The organism is Shewanella sp. TB7-MNA-CIBAN-0143, from assembly GCF_040310065.1.
GTDB lineage: Bacteria > Pseudomonadota > Gammaproteobacteria > Enterobacterales > Shewanellaceae > Shewanella.
In genome coordinates, this window is sequence record NZ_JBEOPL010000033.1 from 1 (window position 1) to 19105 (window position 19105).

Here is a 19105-nt window from a genome sequence, read left to right on the forward strand (position 1 = left end):
AGAAGTCTGAAACAGAAACAAGAAATGCAGCTTAAAATTTAAGTAAAGAGTGCCAACTACCTTGAAAAACACCGAGTATGATAATATCGCTTTTTGAATATAAGCAACGTCGTGGCGCTTCGCCCACACCCGACCAAGAAGGGAAAAACTGCTTTCCCCTCTTGGATCACCCCAGCAGCTCCGACAAAGTGTTGATCCTCATAGCGATAATAAAAATCGCCTAACGGCTCAGATGGTACATCCATGTACCCCTGAGCCTGTGCCATCATCCATGATGTCACTACGGCATTTTCATCACGCTATTTCGGACACTTCGGACGGAGGACCATTGAGCCTGCGGGTTAATTTCAAATCGATGAGTTACTATGGTTAGAGCTTTACTTTAAAGTATCTTATTTAGACCATATTCAGTTAACAGCTATACAATATTTGACTAAATGGACGAATTTACATTATTAGGAAGATAACTATGCAGATTGAAAACGCTAAAGAATGGCGACAAAAATACCAGCTAAATAGAGACGATAACATAACGATATGGCGATATCTCAGTCTAGAAAAATGGTTATCCATGCTAACTACCCAAAAAATGGTATTTTCAAAATTAGCAGAGTTTTCTGATAGAAATGAAGTTGAATACCTAATTAATATTCTTACAAAAGATAATAAAAAGCAACTTGGTAAAAGTTTAGTAGACCATATTGCGCATTTAAAACATGATTATTATGCTGTGTGCTGGAATGCTAAAGAAGGTGAATGCCGCTCACTTTGGTATGCATATACTGGGAATGCTAGGCTTGGAGTTGCAATAAAATCTTCTGTTAAGTCATTTTGTAGCAGTGTTCAATTTACGAAAACCTTACCTAATTGCTACAAAGTTGCTTATGGGGTAATTACAGAAGATCCTGAAAATCTGCAGATGGATGAAATATCACTTTGTTGTAAATCAATAGCCTATGAAAGTGAGAATGAAATAAGGTTCTTACTAAACAATAGTACTGCTAGATTAAGTGGGTTTGATAGTAATCCAAATATGCCTCTAGTATTTAGCCCTCCAGAAGAACAGCCTCGTTTTATACAATTTGATTGTGACCTCAACAAACTTACTGAAGGATTTATGATTTCTCCTTTTGCTTCTGAGTGGCAAAAAGAAGCCATACTTGAAACCACAAGAAAACTAGCACCTGAAATTATGGATAAATATATCAAATCAAGTATTAATGAGCATAATAGCTAGTAGGCTAAAATTTAGTCACGTAACGTGCAAGTGTTAGATTCAGTGTAACTGTCACTTGAGTTACACATTTTTTCCACGTCAAACTTTTCCAAGACTATATAATCAACAACAGCACTTCTAGTCATGCTGTTGCACATAGTCAAATTTATTGACTCTGGTTACATTACTAATAAAAGTAGGCAAAAGCGTCCATAAAAAATCCCTGCTGGCATTGCTGCCTGCGGGGATTTTTTGTTAATCAGCCACAAGCTGATTAATGGTCACTTATAACAATTAGATTAATCGTTATTAGCTTTGTTTTTTCACAAACTTCGATTTCAGCATCATTTGGCCATTGCCATCGACTTTACAATCGATATCGTGGTCGCCGTCGACAAAGTGGTTGATCACTGCTTTAGTGCCGACTTTAAGCACGAGTGATGAACCTTTTACTTTAAGATCTTTGATTAAGGTGACTTTGTCGCCTTCTGCTAATAAGTTGCCGTTGGCATCTTTTAAAATGATGGCGTCTGGATCAACCACTTCTTCATTTGGGTTCCATTCATTGGCGCATTCTGGGCAAATTAACAATGTGCCGTCTGAATAAGCGTACGGAGACTCACATTTTGGGCATGGCGGGATTACATCACTCATATCTTTACTCTCTGTGTTCTTTGCAGTTGTCGAACAAATAAATTGCGCTAATACGCAGTTCGACAGGCTTTATCGATTGGCGTGAGATAGAAAAGTATCTATCCTGCCGAATATTGTAATGACATTATAATGCCATTATCACAAATTAACTACCCTAGGGTGGTAAACCAGTTGATCCACTCACCTGCTAGCGTAACGACTAGCATAGCAATTTGCATAACCACTCGCGTCACCAATAGCCTAACAATAGGTGAATTGAAGTTTAGCTTTTTACCTGTGGATTAGGGCGACTTTGATTGTCACCAAAACTCACATCATGCTTTTCGAGGTATTCGCGAATAAGCTGACGGGTGACTTGTGATGGGGTGAGATCTTGCGCAGCACACAGTTGTTCAAATGCCTGCTTTTTTAGCGGGTCCATTAATACAGTAAAACGTGCAGTTTTATTTTCCACAGTGGCTAGCCTTTCATTACGACATGATAATTTGATTATAATCCAGTGTGTGGCTAAAGACCATATTCTGGATTTTTTATTCGCCGTACGATTAGCTCGAGCCATTCACTCAGGCCATTCACTCGAGCTAAGAAACAACTACGTAGGTTAAACCTAATCATGTCTTATCCCGAGTGTGTTTATCTGTTAAGCAATGCTCGCTAAACGGGGTAACAGCGCTTTAAAACTCGGTCTTGTTGATGAACTATGCTGCAAGCAATCTTGCACTAACTGGCGCAACATTATCGCTTGTGGTGTGTTTGGGTTATCGATGAGGTTTAGCATGTCATCGACCAAATAACCAAATGCCCTAACCTCAATAGCTTGCATTAATTGCAAATGCTGTGGGGGAAACTGCTTTAAATTTGAGGCGGCACCAAAGTCACCAAACAACACGTTATCGTGGGTATTTATCATGATGTTGTGGGCATAAATATCACCATGGCTTATACCATTTTGGTGTAAATGAGCCAAAATATCAGCCATTTGGCTGGCAATATGAGTAATGCGCGCCCAGGTAAATACCGTTTGTGCTTCAAAAGTGTCACGGCTACAGGTTTGCAACGACGGCGGTAAACCTAAATTACCGTAGCTTGGTGGAATAAGTTGCATCACTAAACCCAGTTGTTCTGGTTGATTAATTTGTGCCACCACATTAATCAGATTAGGGTGCTCGCCAGCGGTTAAGCAACAATCAAGCTCATCTGCTGGATAACCATCACTGGTTACCATGCCCTTAAACAACTTAATTGCGACATCAGCGTCGCTGCTAAAGTTTGCCTCAACTGAGTTTTCTGTATGGTGAGTCGCTTGATAAATCAATCCTGATGCACCCTGCCCGAGTAACTGACCTAAGGTAAACTGGGTTAATGGCACGATAGGTACGCGAGTATTATCGCAATGTTCTACATGACTAAACGCGTTACCTGCAAAAGCCAACCAGGCTAAGTTAGGTAGCTCAAATAACCAATGTGGTAAGGTGGTAAGCTGGTTAGCCGATAAACGGATAAGAGCCAATTGATGACAATTAGCCATGCTATTAGGCAGTGCGGTTAATCGGTTACCCGCTAACGCGAGTTTTTCCAGACGATGACATTGGCCTAAACTGTCTGGCAACTGCTCAATGTGGTTATCGGTTAATATTAACCAACGGGTTTGCTTTGGAATGGATGCTTCGGGTACGGTGCGAATTTGATTAGCTTTAAAACCTATCATTTCGAGCTTTGGACACTGGCCTAATACTGCTGGCAGATGATCAAATAGGTTATTCGACACAAACAAGATTTTAAGTTGATGCAAGTCAGCAAAGTTATCGGGCAATGACGATAATTGGTTATTGCCAAGATCGAGCACTTCTAGGGTATCGGCTAACTCAAACAGTTTTACAGGAAATTCCGTCAGTTGTTCTGCGATACTGACCCATTGATAACCTAGTAACAAACCATCATTTAATTGTTGCAGTGTTTGCATCATGTTTCTCTTTGCCGAAAATTGTCGACATAGTAATAGAGTGCACTCACTGAGACAAATTTCTGCCAAAAAAAGACCACAGCAAAAGCTGTGGCCAAGACGGATGCTAAAAAACACAAATTGGGGTTGATAGTTTTAGCGCCATTTCTAGCATAGAAAATACTGCTTAGAAATGAATTCCTACAAACTACGTTTGACTAACCTCTGCTGAAATCAGTAACGTAAAACAATAAACTAGGTTAAATCAATTCCGTTAACATGGTGTCGGCGTATGCCACTAATTCGCCGCCATCACGCACTTTTGCCACATAATCTGGATTAGCAATAAATGGACGGCCAATCGCCAACAAATCAAACTTATTGTCGCTAATGGCTGCACTGCCCGTTTCGGCGGTATAGCTACCTACACCCACTAACGTGCCAGTGTAAACACTGCGTAGGTAGGTCGATATGCTGCCACCTAAGTAATCAAACTGCATTGAGTCGTCAAAAATACCGCCATGTAAAAATGCTAAATTGCGTTTAGCCAACTCAGGTAATAAATAGTCAAACACGCCACGGTCGCGAGGATCGGCTGCCATATTAAAATAGGCACCAGGAGATACTCGAATAGCGGTGCGATCTGCGCCAATTCTAGCCACAATAGCGTCAACCACTTCTAAGGCAAAGCGTGACATATTTTCAGGAGTTTGGCCGTATTCGTCTTCACGACGGTTACTGTCATGATGTAAGAATTGGTCAATCAAATAACCATTTGCAGCATGAATTTCGACGCCATCAAAACCAGCATCAATCGCATTTGCAGCGGCTTGAGCATAGTCAATCACTAACTGCTTGATATCATCTAACGTGGCAGCCTTTGGCGTTTGGTAAACTAATTCGCGCATTCTAGGCACAGTACCTTCTACAGCTTGAGCAGAAGCAGATAACACGTCGCCACCATCAAAAAAGTGTGAGTGTGCTACACGGCCAGTGTGCCAAAGCTGAGAAAAAATTTTGCCATCATTTTTGTGCACCGCATCGGTCACTACGCGCCAGCCGTCGATTTGAGCTGGAGTAAATAAACCAGGGGTATTTGGGTAGCCTTGCGCATCTGGACGGATAATTGTCGCTTCACTGATTATTAAGCCTGCTTCAGCACGGCGAGCATAATAGTCTGCAATAGCTTGAGTAGGAACAAGATCATCATCCGCCATACAACGCGTTAATGGTGCCATTAAAATCTTGTTTGATAATGTTAGGGTGTCATTGAGTTTGTATGGTGTAAATAAACTTGCCGTCATGTGACGATCTCCTTTCTTGAATATACATTCAAGATTAATCTTAATTGAATACACATTCAAGTATTTTTTGAATAATCGATCAAATTTAGTTAGACTCGAGCGTTATGAGTTATCACGCTTTGATGTTGACCAGAAGTGACCAGATATGAGACACGCTGAATTTAATAGAGAAACGGTTTTACGTGCTGCCATGAGCACCTTTTTAGTGAATGGATACGCTAAAACCAGCATGCAAGATCTCACTAAAGCAACGGGGCTACATCCGGGGTCAATTTATTGCGCTTTTGACAATAAAAAAGGCTTGTATATTGCGGCTATTGAGCAGTACCAACAAGATCGCAATGAACAGTTTCAGCAATTGTTTGCTAATGACCGCTCAGCAGTAGACAACTTAGGGGCTTATTTAGCCTTAATTGTACAAGAATGCTTAAGTTGTGATGCTACTCAGGCGTGTTTACTGACCAAGTCACTCAGTGAGATGGGCGAGCAAGATGAGCAAATTAAACAAATGACTTGTCAGTTTTTGCAGCTATGGCAGCAGTCATTAGTAATGGTGTTCGATACAGCAAAAGCGCAGAAGCTAATAGCTCAAGACTGTGACAGCCAATTTTTAGCACAGTATTTAGTGATGGGAATTTACGGTTTACGAACGGTAGCTCACACCCAGCCTCATGAGCAAGTATTACAGCCTTTAGCAGATAAACTGTTAGCCGACTTATTACGCTGCGAGACGGTAAACTAGCATGCCTAACTCTTGCCGTTAGCTCATGCGTGAAAGGCAACACATACAAAAATTACAAAAAAAAGACACTTTACGTGTCTTTTTTTTACTTAAGGTTCATTTAATTGTCTATTTTGCTCATAACTCGTTGCGAATACACTCGCTCACCCAGTGAGTTAAGTATTTTGCACTCGCCTTCTAATACCGCAATAATAGATTTACCTCGACGAAATGATTCAGGGATCATTACACGTCCAGTTTGGCTGATTTGCAGATCGGTCATCACAGCATTATGCATTTCTAAACCCACAGGGGCTTCGTAATACAAAATAGTCACTGTCGCATTTGACGTTTGACCTTCAGCAGATTCAGATTTCATATTCGGACTCTCATTTCTAGCAGACTAATTAAGTGTAGAAATGATATTGATCATCTAACTCATCAATTCATCTCAGGATAAAATGGATCAAACGATGGACTTTCAATATTGAGTTAACCCAATAGAGAAATCCTTTTTCTTATTTTTATATTTAGGCTTTATACGCTAATACTCTACTAAATTGTATTATCGATTGAAGCTTCATGATACATAAACTTAACACATCTGATGTGTAAATATGAATACTTATGTCCTGTAAGTGCGAGGCACTAGCGCTTTATTTTACCGTATTTACAATGTAAACAAACCGACTAAACCTCATCTCGGGATGATAAATAGGCCCGTTCAAAAAGTCAGATGATTTCAAGTAGATCATCGACATCGTTTTTGTTGTCTTACAAACAGTGCAAATTTACTTGGCAAAGGCAGGTCTATGGTAAGTGAATCCAACTAGTGACCAGGGCAAAGGACTGTTTGATAACCTTTTATTATTTTGCTAAAAGATTATTTATGCAAAATTTAGAACCAGCACCTAAACAGCACAACTTATTCCTGCTAGAATCGATGACAATTTTTAGCCTTAAACATTTAATAAAACGAGATTAAGATGGGCAGAGCATATCAAAATAAAAAAGAGTCCATGGCGAAAACCGCTGGCCAAAAGACACGAATTTACTCACGTTACGGTAAAGAGATTTATATTTGCGCTAAAGGTGGCGTCGACCCAGACGGCAACCTAGCACTACGTAGCTTGATTGCCCGCGCGAAGAAAGATCAAGTTCCGGCACACGTTATTGAACGTGCCATTGAAAAAGCTCGTGGTGGTGGTGGTGAAGATTATGATACCGCCCGCTATGAAGGTTTTGGTCCTGGCGGCTGCATGGTGATTGTTGACTGCTTAACAGACAACGGTAACCGTACCTTTACTCAGGTTCGCCAAGCATTTGTTAAAAATGATGCCAAGTTAGGTAGCCCTGGTACTGTTGGCCATATGTTCGAACATCAAGCCGTTTTTGTGTTTGAAGGCGAAGACGATGAAGCTATTCTTGAATTGCTTATGATGGCTGATGTCGACGTTGCCGATGTAGAGCTAGAAGATGGCATCATCAGTATATTTGCACCCGTATCAGAGTTTAACAATGCGCGCACTGTGTTAACTGAAGCCTTTCCAGAGATTGATTTTAAGGTAGAGAATTTAGCATTTGTGCCACAAACCATGACTGAACTTACTGGTGAAGATATTGAAAGTTTTGAAAAGTTCTTAGCCGCTCTTGATGATTGTGATGACGTTCAGAACGTTTACCACAATGCAGATATTAACGACGACGAATAACTCAAACTTAGGCTGTTAAAGTGTTCTAAGCCTACGTACTAGAACACTTTTCAGCTTGTTTCTATTAAAGCCGTCACGTCTTTTTTTCACTCTCAAGATCCACAACCTAAACGCCTCAATGTTAAAATGCCAAGACGCTTCGCTGATAAATTCTATAAAAACGATAATGCTGAAACGCTAAAAGTTCAACAGTCTAAAACAATCCCCTTCCCGCTTTATTTTGCTATAGCTTTATGTTGCTATAACTTTTTAGTGATCTACGTAAGTGAAGCATGCGCTTTTCATCGTTGTTATCTGCCTAATAATGCACCGAACACTTTATTAGCAATGCATTAGGGGTTATCACCCTTACCGATGTTACCGCTTTGATTACTTTAAGCATGATCAAAAAAGATCATTGGATAATAGCTCATTTCATGTCACTCTAAATAATACTCTTTATACATGTTATTTTTGAATAGCTAACATCGCTAAAATCAATTCAAATGTCATATCGGCACCAAACATTTAAAGGATGACCCATTGCTAACATTCATTAAAAATGAAAGTAAAAGTAACGGAGAACTTCAGCAAACTCACGTTATATCCCTGTTTTCATTGGTCGGAATGTTGATGACTTTTGTGATGGGAGTAATAAGCTTATTTAACAGTAATTATGTATTAACCATCACTCTATTTGTCTCCAGCATTATTTATTGTTTGGCTTACGTGGCGCTAAAAAAATACAACAAGCTTAACCTGAGCTCTTTTATTATCATTTACTCGTTATATTTACTGATGTTCTATTTGGTCTTTACTGGCGGGGTGGAACAAACCGGTCCACTGTGGATATTTATTGTGGCGCCAGTTTCCGTTTATGTACTGGGGTTAAGTTATGGTCTGATTAACCTGCTATTTTTCATAAGTGTTGTCGCTATTATTATGTTTTCACCGATAGAGATGCCTCAATATGCAACCTATTCAACTGAGTTTAAAGTCCGGTTACTATTGTCATTTTTAACCACCACCTTTCTCTCTGCGTTATATGAATACTCAAGAATGTTATCCTACAATAGTGCGCTGAAGCTCAGTAAAAAATATCAACAACTCGCGTTATCAGATCCATTAACGACACTGGCTAACCGACGTAATGCGTTAACTATTTTACAGCAGGAAAAATCAAGAGTATCAAGAAACAACGAATCATTATCCGTTTTGCTGTGCGATCTTGATCATTTTAAAATGGTCAATGACAAATACGGTCATAATTGCGGAGATATCGTGCTTACCGAGCTAGCGCAAGTGTTTAAACAAAGTGTGAGGCAACAAGATTGCGTTGCACGCTGGGGTGGCGAAGAGTTTCTGTTTATTCTGCCGCAAACCTCGGCGGAACAAGCTTTTATCATTGCTGAAAAAATTCGTACTAATGTACAACATCATAAGGTGCTTTTTCATAAGCAAGAGATTAGCCTAACCATCAGTATGGGTATTTCACAGTTAACCGATAACCAAACTATTGATGAGCTTATCAACAATGCCGACAGATATTTGTATCAAGCGAAAAAGAATGGCAGAAACCAAGTATATCCTCAGTAAGCAGGCTCTATCGACCTATGAGCCGATTGGAGTGTTTTCCATCACATAAATGTTGTACTGTTTTATATCCAACAATAAATGCTAAATGCTAGAACGCTTCGCGGCTAGATTCTATAAAAGCGATAGCGCAGATGCTTTACAAACTTAACAAGCTGCAACGAATGTATTGATACTTTACTGCGCTTAGCTTTTTAGCAATGCAGCGTTCTAGCAAGTTGAAGTTAGCTTGAGTTGCTAGGTTGTTATGACTGGACAAGGTTAGTTTTTATGATGCTTTAACAAAAAACGCAGCCTAGGCTGCGTTTTGGATATCGTTGAATAAACGACTAGGGTTAACGGTTAACGTAAGTCCATTTCTTGAACTTTTTCGTAAGCGATTTCAGGTGCAGTTACATCTGGTTTTTCATGTAAATCTGCTTTTAATTGGCCTTTACGATGCTTTAGTGCCGCATCTAATTTTTTAGCGGCGCTCGTGATAGCGGGATACATGACTAGGTCAGTACCTTTGGCAGCAATGCGAGTTCCTTCATAGTTAGTTCTAATTTCAACATCATATTCACCATGCTCTTTAGCTATGATGATATCTAGCGAGATAAGCGTCGGGAAATGGCTAGCTATTTTAGCGAATTTTTCATCTACGTGTTGTTTGACAGTATCAGTAACATCAACATGGTGACCAGAAAGATTTATTTTCATAGATTATCCTTAAAAGAATTTACTTGCCAAATGTATTGCGTATTACAATTGCATGCTGACATAAATAGTGTTGTTGTACAAATGCAGGCTGACATATTTAGACATGGAACGTGTGCTTTGTATCACAAGTGCTCAAGCCTATAATGTGTTTTATATCTACTTGTATACTTTAACAGCGACAACATTGATAAACGTGCATGGGGTATATCTAATTGACCTAACCCTTACATTGATTAAACATCAGATTACTGATTAAGTATAGACACAATTTAGTCCCAAAGGTTGCAACTTTTGTGTTGTTTACACAAGTGATGGTAAACCAATCAATTAACCGCTAAAAACAGTTAATTTATAAGCAACTATACTCATTTTATTTTTGTAGACTTAGCTAAATTAAGTCGAATTAATCATTAACAGGAACATTTATGACGACTAATCAGCTCCAAATTGACATTATTTCCGACGTAATGTGTCCGTGGTGCATTGTCGGTTATCGCCGACTTGAACAAGCATTGAGCAAATTTGATGATTTAGAAGTTACATTGCAGTGGCATCCGTTTGAGTTAAATCCAGCAATGGGGCCTGAAGGGCAACATTTAGGCGAGCACATTGCTGAAAAATACGGTTCAACACCTGAGCAAAGTGCTCAAAATCGTCAACGGTTAACCCAAATGGGTGCCGATTTAGGCTTTGAGTTTAACTTTTCCGACTCATCACGTATTTACAACACGTTACTGGCCCACCAGCTACTGTATTGGGCTGCCGAGTCTGGTAAGCAAACTGACTTGAAATTGGCGCTGTTTAGCAGCTATTTTACTGAGCAGAAAAACCCAGATGACATTGAAGTACTCATTGAAGCTGCAACAAAGGTAGGGTTAAATGCTGATGAGGCTCGTGCTGTGCTCACCGACAAACGCTTTGAAGCTGCTGTAAAAGAGGAAGAGCAACTGTGGATCAGCCGCGGAATTCAAGCCGTACCTGCCATTGTGTTTAATCAACAATATTTAGTCTCTGGCGCACAAGATCCCGACACTATTGCTGAGTTGATTACCAAACTGACTACAGAAGAAGCTTAAGGCGTTTTCATTAAACAAACAAAACCCAGCTTTAGCTGGGTTTTGTTTTTTACGAGGCAATCACTTAAGCCTAGTTCAACTTGGTAACTAATAAGGTTGGCGATTCAGTGCTTGAACCTGTCACCGTATAGCAATAGGTACCGGCGCTTGTAGCATTAAAGTGCATGTTGGCGCCTTTTTCCACTAAGGTTTTCAACACTCCTTCAGTCACAGCGTCATCACCGGCTATTGCGCCAAAGTCAATTGTCGACCAATCTGCTGTCGCGATTTTAAATTCATTATCATCGGTAGCTAACGCAATATCGACGTGGTAGATGGCAGAACACAGCACATACGCATTGATTACCAATAGATAGTCTTTCGTTGTTTTAAAACAGATAGTTAAATAGCAATAAATTCATCTAAAAAGCTGATTTAAATTGTATTTAAATCGCTTTAATGGAAAAGGCTTTATCAATTTTGTTTGTATCGATTTCGCCACATGTAGTGGTCGTTTCGGTTTGACTATTTAGCTCAAATTAATGGACATTAAGGTACGCCTAGTGTTGAATCAATAGAGATGTGTTACCGTTTGGTGAGTGACCGCTTTTCAGGGTAATACACGCTAAATTAAGTTGTTATAAACACCACTTTTATGTGGTTTGGGGAGTACAAAATGGGCTTTAAATTAACGGTAAATTGGCAGTCTTCACTAAGTGAGGAAGGTGAATTTAATCGCGACCATGAGGTTAAGTTTGGTACAGGGCAAACGATTCAAGCGTCATCAGCCCCTGAATACAAAGGCAATGCCGATAAAGTGAATCCAGAAGAAAGCTTACTGGCTGCTTTGTCTTCTTGCCACATGTTGACCTTTTTAGCGATTGCCCATTTAAAGCGACTGCCTGTTGCCAATTATGTTGATAATGCTACTGCTGATTTAGGTAAAAATGAAGCAGGTAAAGTCGCCGTGGTTAAGATGACATTAGCGCCTAAAGTGACGTTTGCAGAAGGGATTGAAGTTGACGCAGAAACGTTAGCGAAGATACATGAAAAAGCCCATGCAAATTGCTTTATTGCTAACTCATTAGCATGCGAAGTTGAAATAAAGCACTAAGCTTTTTACTGTTTTAATGTTTTAATGTTTTAATGTTTTAATGTTTTAATAATAACCCTCTCAACATGACGCTGAGAGGGTTATTTTTTATTGGTTTACTGAAGCCAATTTAAAGTTATTTGGCTTTTATGTCAGCTGCTTTACCTATTTTTGGCATTGGCAAGCCTTGTAATGGCGCAATAGGTTGTTGTACTAGTTCATCTTTCAAATAACTGATAGCAGCATCAAGTTGTGCATCTTTACCGCTAAAAGTGGCATAAGGTAAGTTATCGACTTCAATGTCTGGCTCAACCCCGTGACCTTCAACAACCCAACGCCCATCGATGGCATATTGTGGGTATTCTGCCACTCGTGCCATGCCTTTATCGGTCACCGAATTGCGACCCGATAACCACACTCCAGCGCCCGCAGTTTGCTTACCGATAATAGGCGCAATGTTTAGCGCTCTAATTCCGGCAGAAAAAGTCTCACCATCTGAGTAGGTCATTTGATCGGCTAATATCACTAAATGGCCTCTAAAGGTTTGCTGCATGTTTGCGTTGGTGCTGCCATGAGTTGGCTGCCAAAATGCCCATGCACGGCGTAACAGTTTTTCGATAATCCAACTGTCGATATTGCCACCACGATTGCGACGAACATCGATGATTAAGCCATCTTTGTCGTAATTGGTATAAAACTCGCGAGCAAAGCTTTCGACATCACCGCTGCCCATGGCATACAAGTGTAAATAACCAATATTCCCTTTAGAGGCTTTGGCCACTTTGTCGCCGTTATGCTCTACCCAATCAAGGTAACGCAGCTTGGCATCGGTACCTATATCATGGGGGGTGACTATGGTATTGATGACTGTTTTACCACGGACTAAACCGAGCAACACTTGCTTATTGCCTTGGTTTCGCAGTAGTTGAGTCACATCGGCAATGTTAGTGATTTTCTTACCATTGATACTCGCAATCACATCACCTTCTTTCGCATCAACCTCAATACGGGCCAATGGGGATGCCGACAACGGCAACTCAGGGTCGGTTTGATAAATATGGCTTATCACCACACCTCTATCGGTTTGTGTCAGCCTTGCCCCTAATGCAGCGGCTTTGGCTGCATCGGCATCTTGGGCAATATCTCCACCTCGTACTTGTGAATGTAATGAGTTCAGTTCACCCATCATTTGGGTGAAAATATCATTCAGCTCATTACGATCGGTCAGTCTGTCTACCAAAGGTTGATATTTAGCTTTAGCTGCTTGCCAATCTACGCCGCGCATTTTTGGATCAAAAAACGAATCGCGATGCATTAACCACGCATCTTCAAAAATTTGTTGCCATTCTTGCTGCGGAGAAATACTTAATTGCCATTGGTCGGTGCTGACTTTGGCGCGCGATACATCGCTGGGCAGTTTGTCACCGGCATCGACAATCATAAGGCTTTTAGGATCAGACTGTTTGCGCAGCATGATTTTACTGCCATCTTTTGATAACGAATATTGGCCGACATCTTCACCAAAGGTGTCGACTTTAATATTGAGCGGGTCAAACTTAATCAGTTTTAGCTCGCTTTTATCTTGGCTGCCATCTAATAAATACAGCTTATCTTTGGTTGCGGTTAAGCTATTGTAGTTACCTGCATCAACTGGCACTTGCCATAAGCGTTGGTTTAATCCGTCCCACTCTACTTTGACTTTTGCTGGGGTATCTTGGTCTTTACTGTCAGCTTTTTTAGCGTCTTTGTTAACGGTAAGCTCGGTTGGTTTGGCAAACGGAAACGACGCTTTAGCATCTAATGCTAAGGCAAATACTTGAGTGCGTTTATCAAATATCGGCCCCATGTTACGGTCGCCCCAAGGCGAACCAGGGTTGGCTTTAAATTCGCGGTTAGACAAGAAATACAACCATTTACCGTCGTGGCTAAAACTAGGCGAAAAAGACTCGTATTTGTCTGTAGTCAAGGTTTGTGATTTTGACTCGTTAATGGAATACAACACAATTTGCGGACGTTGTTTGCCAATCTCAGCCTTGGTTAGCGCGATAAATTGACTGTCGCCAGACCATTTTATGTCTTGGTAAGGGCCTAAACCCTCGCCATTTTGAATGATTTTTTGGTTATTGTTGCGGCTTAAATCAAGTAACCATACATTGCCCATGTAATCGTCATGCACTAAATAACGGCCATTGGGAGATAACGACAAGCTGGTGCGTAAAGTGCTGCCATCTTTAGTGAGCTGCTTAGCACCAGCAGAACCGTCGGCAGGATATTGCCAAATTTCTTGTTCGCCAGACGCATCGCTAATGCCATAAACCCATTTGCCGTCATCACTTAATAGTGCATCACGTACACGACTATCGGCGGGTGAATCTATTTGCACTAAACGGCGACCGTCGTTGCTGGCAATAGCTACATGGCTACGGGCCGTTATGACGACGTTATCGCCTTGATGAGAAAATACTGTCGAGGTGGCGTAATCCATTGGGTCGTTAACCCACTGCTCACGGCGATGAGTAAAGTCGCTGGTAAGCTCTATGGCTACTGTTGATTCCGCAAGATCGGCTAGATTAAGTAACTTAATGTCGGCGCCCTGCTGAAACACAATACGGCCGTTATTAAGCTGAGCGTCACGCACTTGCCAGTCGGAATATTGAGTGTGTTGCTTAATGTCTTTGCCATCTAGGGTCATTGACCAAATGTTGTCATTGCCAGATTGATCACTGACAAAGTAAACACGTTGGTTCCATAGCATTGGCTGTTTAACCGAGCCTTCGTGGGCGTTGGTTAACTGTTGTGCTTCTTGTTTACTGCCTAACTTATAACGCCAAATTTCGCCTTTAGCGCCGCCGCGATACACTTTGACATTGTCGCCGCTAACTTGCAGACCAAATTGGGTAAAATAAACATATTCACCTTTATCATCAATGGTGCCTTCGACTGCGTCAGCTAACGGTAAATCGGTAATGGTTAAGGATTGTGGGTCAACGGTTTTAAGCACCCAAAAGTTAGCCGGACCAAAGGCGTTGTCGGTTGAATACAATACTTCGCCAGATGCCGTCCAACCTTGCAGACGTACTCGGCTGTTTTCAAAGCTCACCCGTTTAGCTACGCCGCCTTGAATCGGCATAACATACACTTCGGTAGCGCCTTCATAATTGGCAGTATATGCCACCCATTTACCGTCTTTAGAAATGGTTGCGTCCAACTCTTCAGCCGCTAAACTGGTTAAGCGGCTGGCTTTAGTTTGGTTATTTTTTTGACTGAGTTCTGTGGTCCAAAGATCGCCTTCGGCAGTAAACACTAAGGTTTGGTCGTGTAATGCAGGAGCGCGGTAATAGCCTTGATTAGAGGCGTTGGCGAATATCAATGATGAACACGCTAAAGTGCCTAGTGCCAACATACAATGCGCAACGGAGCGACGAAGTTTCATGGTGAGGAGCTTCCTTATAAAGTCGATAATTAGAGATAACGCGTTATCGAGTAGGCTATTTTTATTGATTGATTCACGTTATCAGAGTTATGCCAATTGTTGCAGTACAAAAATGTAACGAACCTCTACAGGGAACAAAAAACGGCTAAGCAATAATTGCTTAGCCGTGGGTATTTTACCGTCTTAGTATTCTGGTATTTTGCTTACTGCGAAGTCAGTTGCAGTACAATTTTATGGTATTGCTCATAAAGTGGATGCGACGGATCTGATAACTCAGGAAAGCGTTGATCTATGGTGATCATATAACGCTCAGCTTGAATCAGTTTATTGTCGGCCATTAATACTTTTAAACGAGCCAAGGCAACATCAGCAGTATCTAACTCAATGTCCCCTTTTAACGAACCATTAAATGACTGTTTCACTTGCTGTACCTCCTTGGCATTACTGCGTGATTGCAGATCTAATGCTTTCTTTTGTGCTTCTGCATTTACTTTGGCAGGTGCTGGCGCTGCACTCATTACCGCGGACGATGTATCTGCCATTTGAGATTCAATGGATCCATTGCTATCAGACCGATTGTCATCAGATACTTCACTGATTGCATCGCGATTTTTTGACTGATTATTTACAGGTGCCGATTTCATCGACAATCCCTGCACTGCAATGGATTCTGCTGCTGCGGCATCTTCAACTGGTGATTCAGTTAGTTTAGGTACATCCGATGTCGATTTGGCCTGCTTAAATGGTGGCTGCTGAGCAGGTACGCTTTGCTCCGAGTCAGTACCAAGGTTTTTTTGCAAACTTGGATTTAATATAAATAATCCCGCCACCAGCAACACTGAGGCAGCACTTGAGTACACCCATGCATTGCGTTGCCAGATTGATTTTTTAGCTGAACTGGCTTTAGATACATTAGCCTCCGAACGCGCCTTGGTTAATATGGCTTCATCCAGTTTTGCAGAAGGTTGCTCTAATGGTTGTTGATGATAAGCATCTTTGATTTCAGTTTGTAATGCAGTGAACTCTGCATCATGATCTTGTTGCTGACTCATAATGTTGTCTCCTGCCTTTGATTAGCAACACATTGCTTAATACTCTGATAAGCATAACGAATACGACTTTTAGTTGCTTCTAAAGTCACATTGGCAATGTCGCTTATCATGGCGGCGGTCATGCCCATTTCAATGTTGAGCAAAAAAGCTTCTTTTTGCACTGGCGGTAACTTAGCAATGCAACCCTTCATCATATCGGCTTGTTGCTGCTGCTCAACTTGCGGCTCGGGCGAAGCTTGATCGTCGGCTTGTAAGCAGTCCATGGTTTGATCTTCGCCAAGCGGGGTCACTTTATCGAGAGGCTTAACGGCTCGCACATGGTCAATCAATAAGTTATGGGCAATTTTATATAACCAAGTGGTGAATTTGGCGGTGACTTGATATTGCCTCGCCGCATTAATCACCTTACCCCAGGTGTCTTGATACAAATCTTCGGCGAGCTGCTGGTCATGTAATTGACGAACAAAATAACGATACAAAGGGCCTTTGTGTTTAAGGTATAAGGCCTCGAACGCGCGTACGTCACCGGCTTGGTAGTCGAGCATCAGTTGCTCGTCACTTCCCACTTGAGGAATTAACGACTCATCCTTAGGGTGTATTGATGTTTGCACCATTTTATCCTTTTTGTGACGCATTTATTGGCTAACCCAACGAGTATCAGGCTCAGTTATCATAACCTGACCGTCGAGTACACTTGCAGTTTTTAACATTTGCACAAACTCATGACGATAGCCAAATCGGTCTTGACCCATTGCAGACTCAGCAAGTGTAATTAACTTAGCATAATCAGTATCGTGGACATAATTATTCTGGTTAAGCAGCTGACCAAATCCAGCGACTGCCGCGGCAAACCTAAAATCGTCACTGGCTTGATGCAAATGAGTCAGCTGCTGCTCACGACTAATAGGATAGGCGATTAATTGACTGGTTTGTTCGCCAATCGCTTTATAACGCAGCTTTAAATAAGCCACTTCATTTACAGTGTGTTGATGAACTTTAGCATCATCTATTTGCGTTGATTCCGTGGCGGTATAACGCAGCGGATCAACTAGGCGATTATGGCTGTCGTTATAACGGATTTCATACAGTGCAGTCACAGAATGACCCGCACCAATCTCGCCTGCATCAACGGCGTCGTTATTAAAGTCACTACGATTTAACAACCGATTTTCGTAACCAATCAGTCGATATTCTGAGACCACTGCGGGGTTAAATTCAATTTGCACTTTAACATCGTAAGCAATGGTTAACAGTGTGGCACTGAGTTGATCAACTAGTACTTTTCGTGCTTCATTTAAGGTGTCGATAAAGGCATATTGACCGTTAGCTTTATTCGATAATTGCTCCAACAAATGGTCGTTATAACTGGCAGTACCCGAACCTAGACCAAAACCAAGCGTTGATAAGCCAATACCCTTTTTGCTTTGACTGGCAACGAAATCGACCAATTGCTGATGATCTGTTATTCCCAAGTTAAAGTCACCGTCGGTGGCTAATATGACTCGGTTACTGCCGTTTTCGATAAAGTGCTTTTGCGCTAATTGATACGCCAACTGAATACCTTGGCTGCCGTTAGTGCCACCTTGCGCGTTTAACTGACTTAGGGCTATTTTAATGGCGCTAAAGTCATTACCTGCGACACCGTCAAGCACTACACCGCTGACACCGGCGTACACCACAATCGATACTTTATCTTGCGCCGATAATTGCTGACTCAACATCAGCATGGCTTGTTTCAATAATGGCAATTTATCAGCAGATGACATAGAGCCTGACACATCAAGCAGTAACACCAAATTACTTGCACCAAGCTTATCAGGCGCAACATCAAAGCCTTTAATACCAATGCGCAGTAATTGAGTATCAGCATTATACGGTGATGGTGCTAATTCAGTATTCACCCTAAATGGCTGCTCAGTGGTTGTCGGTACGGGGTAGTCATAGCTGAAGTAATTGACTAACTCCTCTACCCTAACGCTATTCTTTGCCGGCAGTTGGCCTTGACTGATTAATCTGCGCGTAGTGCTGTAACTGCCAGTATCAACATCGATTGAAAACGTCGATACCGGTGTTTCGCCTGCTACCATATTGCCGTTTTGTACTAGCGACTCAAATTTGTCATTAACATTAGGGGCTAATAACAAGCTGCGATCGCTTGCGCTGACATGCTGAGGACTCACAATACGCTGCGCCATTGACGATGCCATGACTTTAGCGCTGCGATGCACCTCCTTTGAGCCTTGGTATAAATCAGCTTGTGGCTCAGATGCCATCACTAAACCTGCTACCTCAGATAACTCGGGACGCGCTTGTGCAGAGGAATCCGTTTTACTCGCGGATTGAATTTTAGATGCGGGCTGACTTTGTTTCGCACTGTCTTTGGATTCTTGCGCACAACCACCGATAATAATCGCACTAATCACGATGGCTAATACACTGCGAGTGAGTTGCTTATGGGTATTGTTCATGGTTATTTTCCTCATCTATCGACTGATTATTCATTTTGGTCACGTCAACAAAGTGACTTTGCATACAGCTAATAACGAGCGCGATGAGCAAAAGGGTTATTGATATAAAATGTGTTTAAGTAGTTTTCGTATTTAGAAACTGAGTGTTAGCCTCAAGAAACACTGAAATGAAGCCAACAGAGCA

The 19105-nt window shown here is 41.4% G+C and carries 17 protein-coding genes; 6 read left to right on the forward strand and 11 right to left on the reverse strand.

Annotated elements, in window-relative coordinates; genetic code table 11:
• The first annotated feature begins 469 nt into the window (after positions 1 to 469).
• On the forward strand, positions 470 to 1237 hold the full coding sequence (locus AAEY97_RS19905; protein ID WP_335690106.1) for a hypothetical protein: 768 nt from the start codon (positions 470 to 472) through the stop codon (positions 1235 to 1237).
• A gap of 288 nt (positions 1238 to 1525) precedes the next feature.
• Here AAEY97_RS19905 and AAEY97_RS19910 read toward each other — a convergent pair whose 3' ends face one another.
• The 4 genes from AAEY97_RS19910 to AAEY97_RS19925 all read right to left on the reverse strand — a co-directional run bounded on the left by AAEY97_RS19910 (position 1526) and on the right by AAEY97_RS19925 (position 5116).
• Complete coding sequence (locus AAEY97_RS19910; protein ID WP_011636566.1) at positions 1526 to 1870, reverse strand: zinc ribbon domain-containing protein YjdM; 345 nt, start codon at positions 1868 to 1870, stop codon at positions 1526 to 1528.
• A gap of 262 nt (positions 1871 to 2132) precedes the next feature.
• Positions 2133 to 2324, reverse strand: a complete 192-nt coding sequence (locus AAEY97_RS19915; RefSeq protein ID WP_011636565.1) for a ribbon-helix-helix protein — start codon at positions 2322 to 2324, stop codon at positions 2133 to 2135.
• Between the two features lie 186 nt (positions 2325 to 2510).
• Positions 2511 to 3833 (reverse strand): leucine-rich repeat-containing protein kinase family protein, encoded by a 1323-nt coding sequence (locus AAEY97_RS19920; RefSeq protein ID WP_351001023.1) that lies wholly within the window; start codon positions 3831 to 3833, stop codon positions 2511 to 2513.
• A gap of 239 nt (positions 3834 to 4072) precedes the next feature.
• A complete protein-coding gene (locus tag AAEY97_RS19925; protein WP_162022573.1) occupies positions 4073 to 5116 on the reverse strand; it encodes an alkene reductase in 1044 nt (347 codons plus the stop codon).
• 145 nt (positions 5117 to 5261) lie between these two features.
• On the opposite strand from AAEY97_RS19925, the gene AAEY97_RS19930 reads away from it, so the two are divergent.
• Entirely contained in the window at positions 5262 to 5858 is a 597-nt protein-coding gene (locus AAEY97_RS19930; protein WP_350976760.1) for a TetR/AcrR family transcriptional regulator, read from the forward strand.
• A 100-nt stretch (positions 5859 to 5958) separates the two neighbouring features.
• On the opposite strand, the gene AAEY97_RS19935 is transcribed toward AAEY97_RS19930, so the two are convergent.
• Entirely contained in the window at positions 5959 to 6216 is a 258-nt protein-coding gene (locus tag AAEY97_RS19935) for a TIGR02922 family protein (RefSeq protein ID WP_101085570.1), read from the reverse strand.
• A 607-nt stretch (positions 6217 to 6823) separates the two neighbouring features.
• Here AAEY97_RS19935 and AAEY97_RS19940 point away from each other — a divergent pair.
• Entirely contained in the window at positions 6824 to 7549 is a 726-nt protein-coding gene (locus AAEY97_RS19940) for a YebC/PmpR family DNA-binding transcriptional regulator (RefSeq protein WP_350976762.1), read from the forward strand.
• A gap of 522 nt (positions 7550 to 8071) precedes the next feature.
• Complete coding sequence (locus AAEY97_RS19945; protein ID WP_162022572.1) at positions 8072 to 9124, forward strand: GGDEF domain-containing protein; 1053 nt, start codon at positions 8072 to 8074, stop codon at positions 9122 to 9124.
• A gap of 339 nt (positions 9125 to 9463) precedes the next feature.
• Here AAEY97_RS19945 and hpf read toward each other — a convergent pair whose 3' ends face one another.
• Positions 9464 to 9820: a ribosome hibernation-promoting factor, HPF/YfiA family gene (gene hpf / locus AAEY97_RS19950; RefSeq protein WP_011636558.1), complete on the reverse strand. Its 357-nt coding sequence runs from the start codon at positions 9818 to 9820 to the stop codon at positions 9464 to 9466.
• A 425-nt stretch (positions 9821 to 10245) separates the two neighbouring features.
• Here hpf and AAEY97_RS19955 point away from each other — a divergent pair, with 425 nt between their 5' ends.
• Positions 10246 to 10896, forward strand: a complete 651-nt coding sequence (locus AAEY97_RS19955) for a DsbA family oxidoreductase (RefSeq protein ID WP_162022571.1) — start codon at positions 10246 to 10248, stop codon at positions 10894 to 10896.
• Between the two features lie 70 nt (positions 10897 to 10966).
• On the opposite strand, the gene AAEY97_RS19960 is transcribed toward AAEY97_RS19955, so the two are convergent.
• Positions 10967 to 11245 carry an early set domain-containing protein gene (locus AAEY97_RS19960; protein ID WP_351000997.1) on the reverse strand — a complete coding sequence of 93 codons (279 nt, stop codon included), beginning with the start codon at positions 11243 to 11245 and terminating at the stop codon, positions 10967 to 10969.
• Between the two features lie 306 nt (positions 11246 to 11551).
• Here AAEY97_RS19960 and AAEY97_RS19965 point away from each other — a divergent pair, with 306 nt between their 5' ends.
• The gene (locus AAEY97_RS19965) at positions 11552 to 11989 is read left to right on the forward strand and encodes an OsmC family protein (RefSeq protein WP_351001000.1); all 438 of its coding nucleotides are present in this window, start codon (positions 11552 to 11554) and stop codon (positions 11987 to 11989) included.
• 115 nt (positions 11990 to 12104) lie between these two features.
• On the opposite strand, the gene AAEY97_RS19970 is transcribed toward AAEY97_RS19965, so the two are convergent.
• From AAEY97_RS19970 to AAEY97_RS19985, 4 genes are all read right to left on the reverse strand, one after another.
• The gene (locus AAEY97_RS19970) at positions 12105 to 15401 is read right to left on the reverse strand and encodes a S41 family peptidase (protein ID WP_351001003.1); all 3297 of its coding nucleotides are present in this window, start codon (positions 15399 to 15401) and stop codon (positions 12105 to 12107) included.
• Between the two features lie 203 nt (positions 15402 to 15604).
• Complete coding sequence (locus tag AAEY97_RS19975) at positions 15605 to 16453, reverse strand: hypothetical protein (protein WP_192114469.1); 849 nt, start codon at positions 16451 to 16453, stop codon at positions 15605 to 15607.
• Positions 16450 to 17067 (reverse strand): sigma-70 family RNA polymerase sigma factor, encoded by a 618-nt coding sequence (locus AAEY97_RS19980; protein WP_192114754.1) that lies wholly within the window; start codon positions 17065 to 17067, stop codon positions 16450 to 16452. The genes AAEY97_RS19975 and AAEY97_RS19980 overlap by 4 nt, the downstream gene beginning before the upstream one ends.
• Positions 17068 to 17088: 21 nt before the next feature.
• Complete coding sequence (locus AAEY97_RS19985) at positions 17089 to 18921, reverse strand: vWA domain-containing protein (RefSeq protein WP_351001006.1); 1833 nt, start codon at positions 18919 to 18921, stop codon at positions 17089 to 17091.
• Positions 18922 to 19105 lie beyond the last annotated feature (184 nt).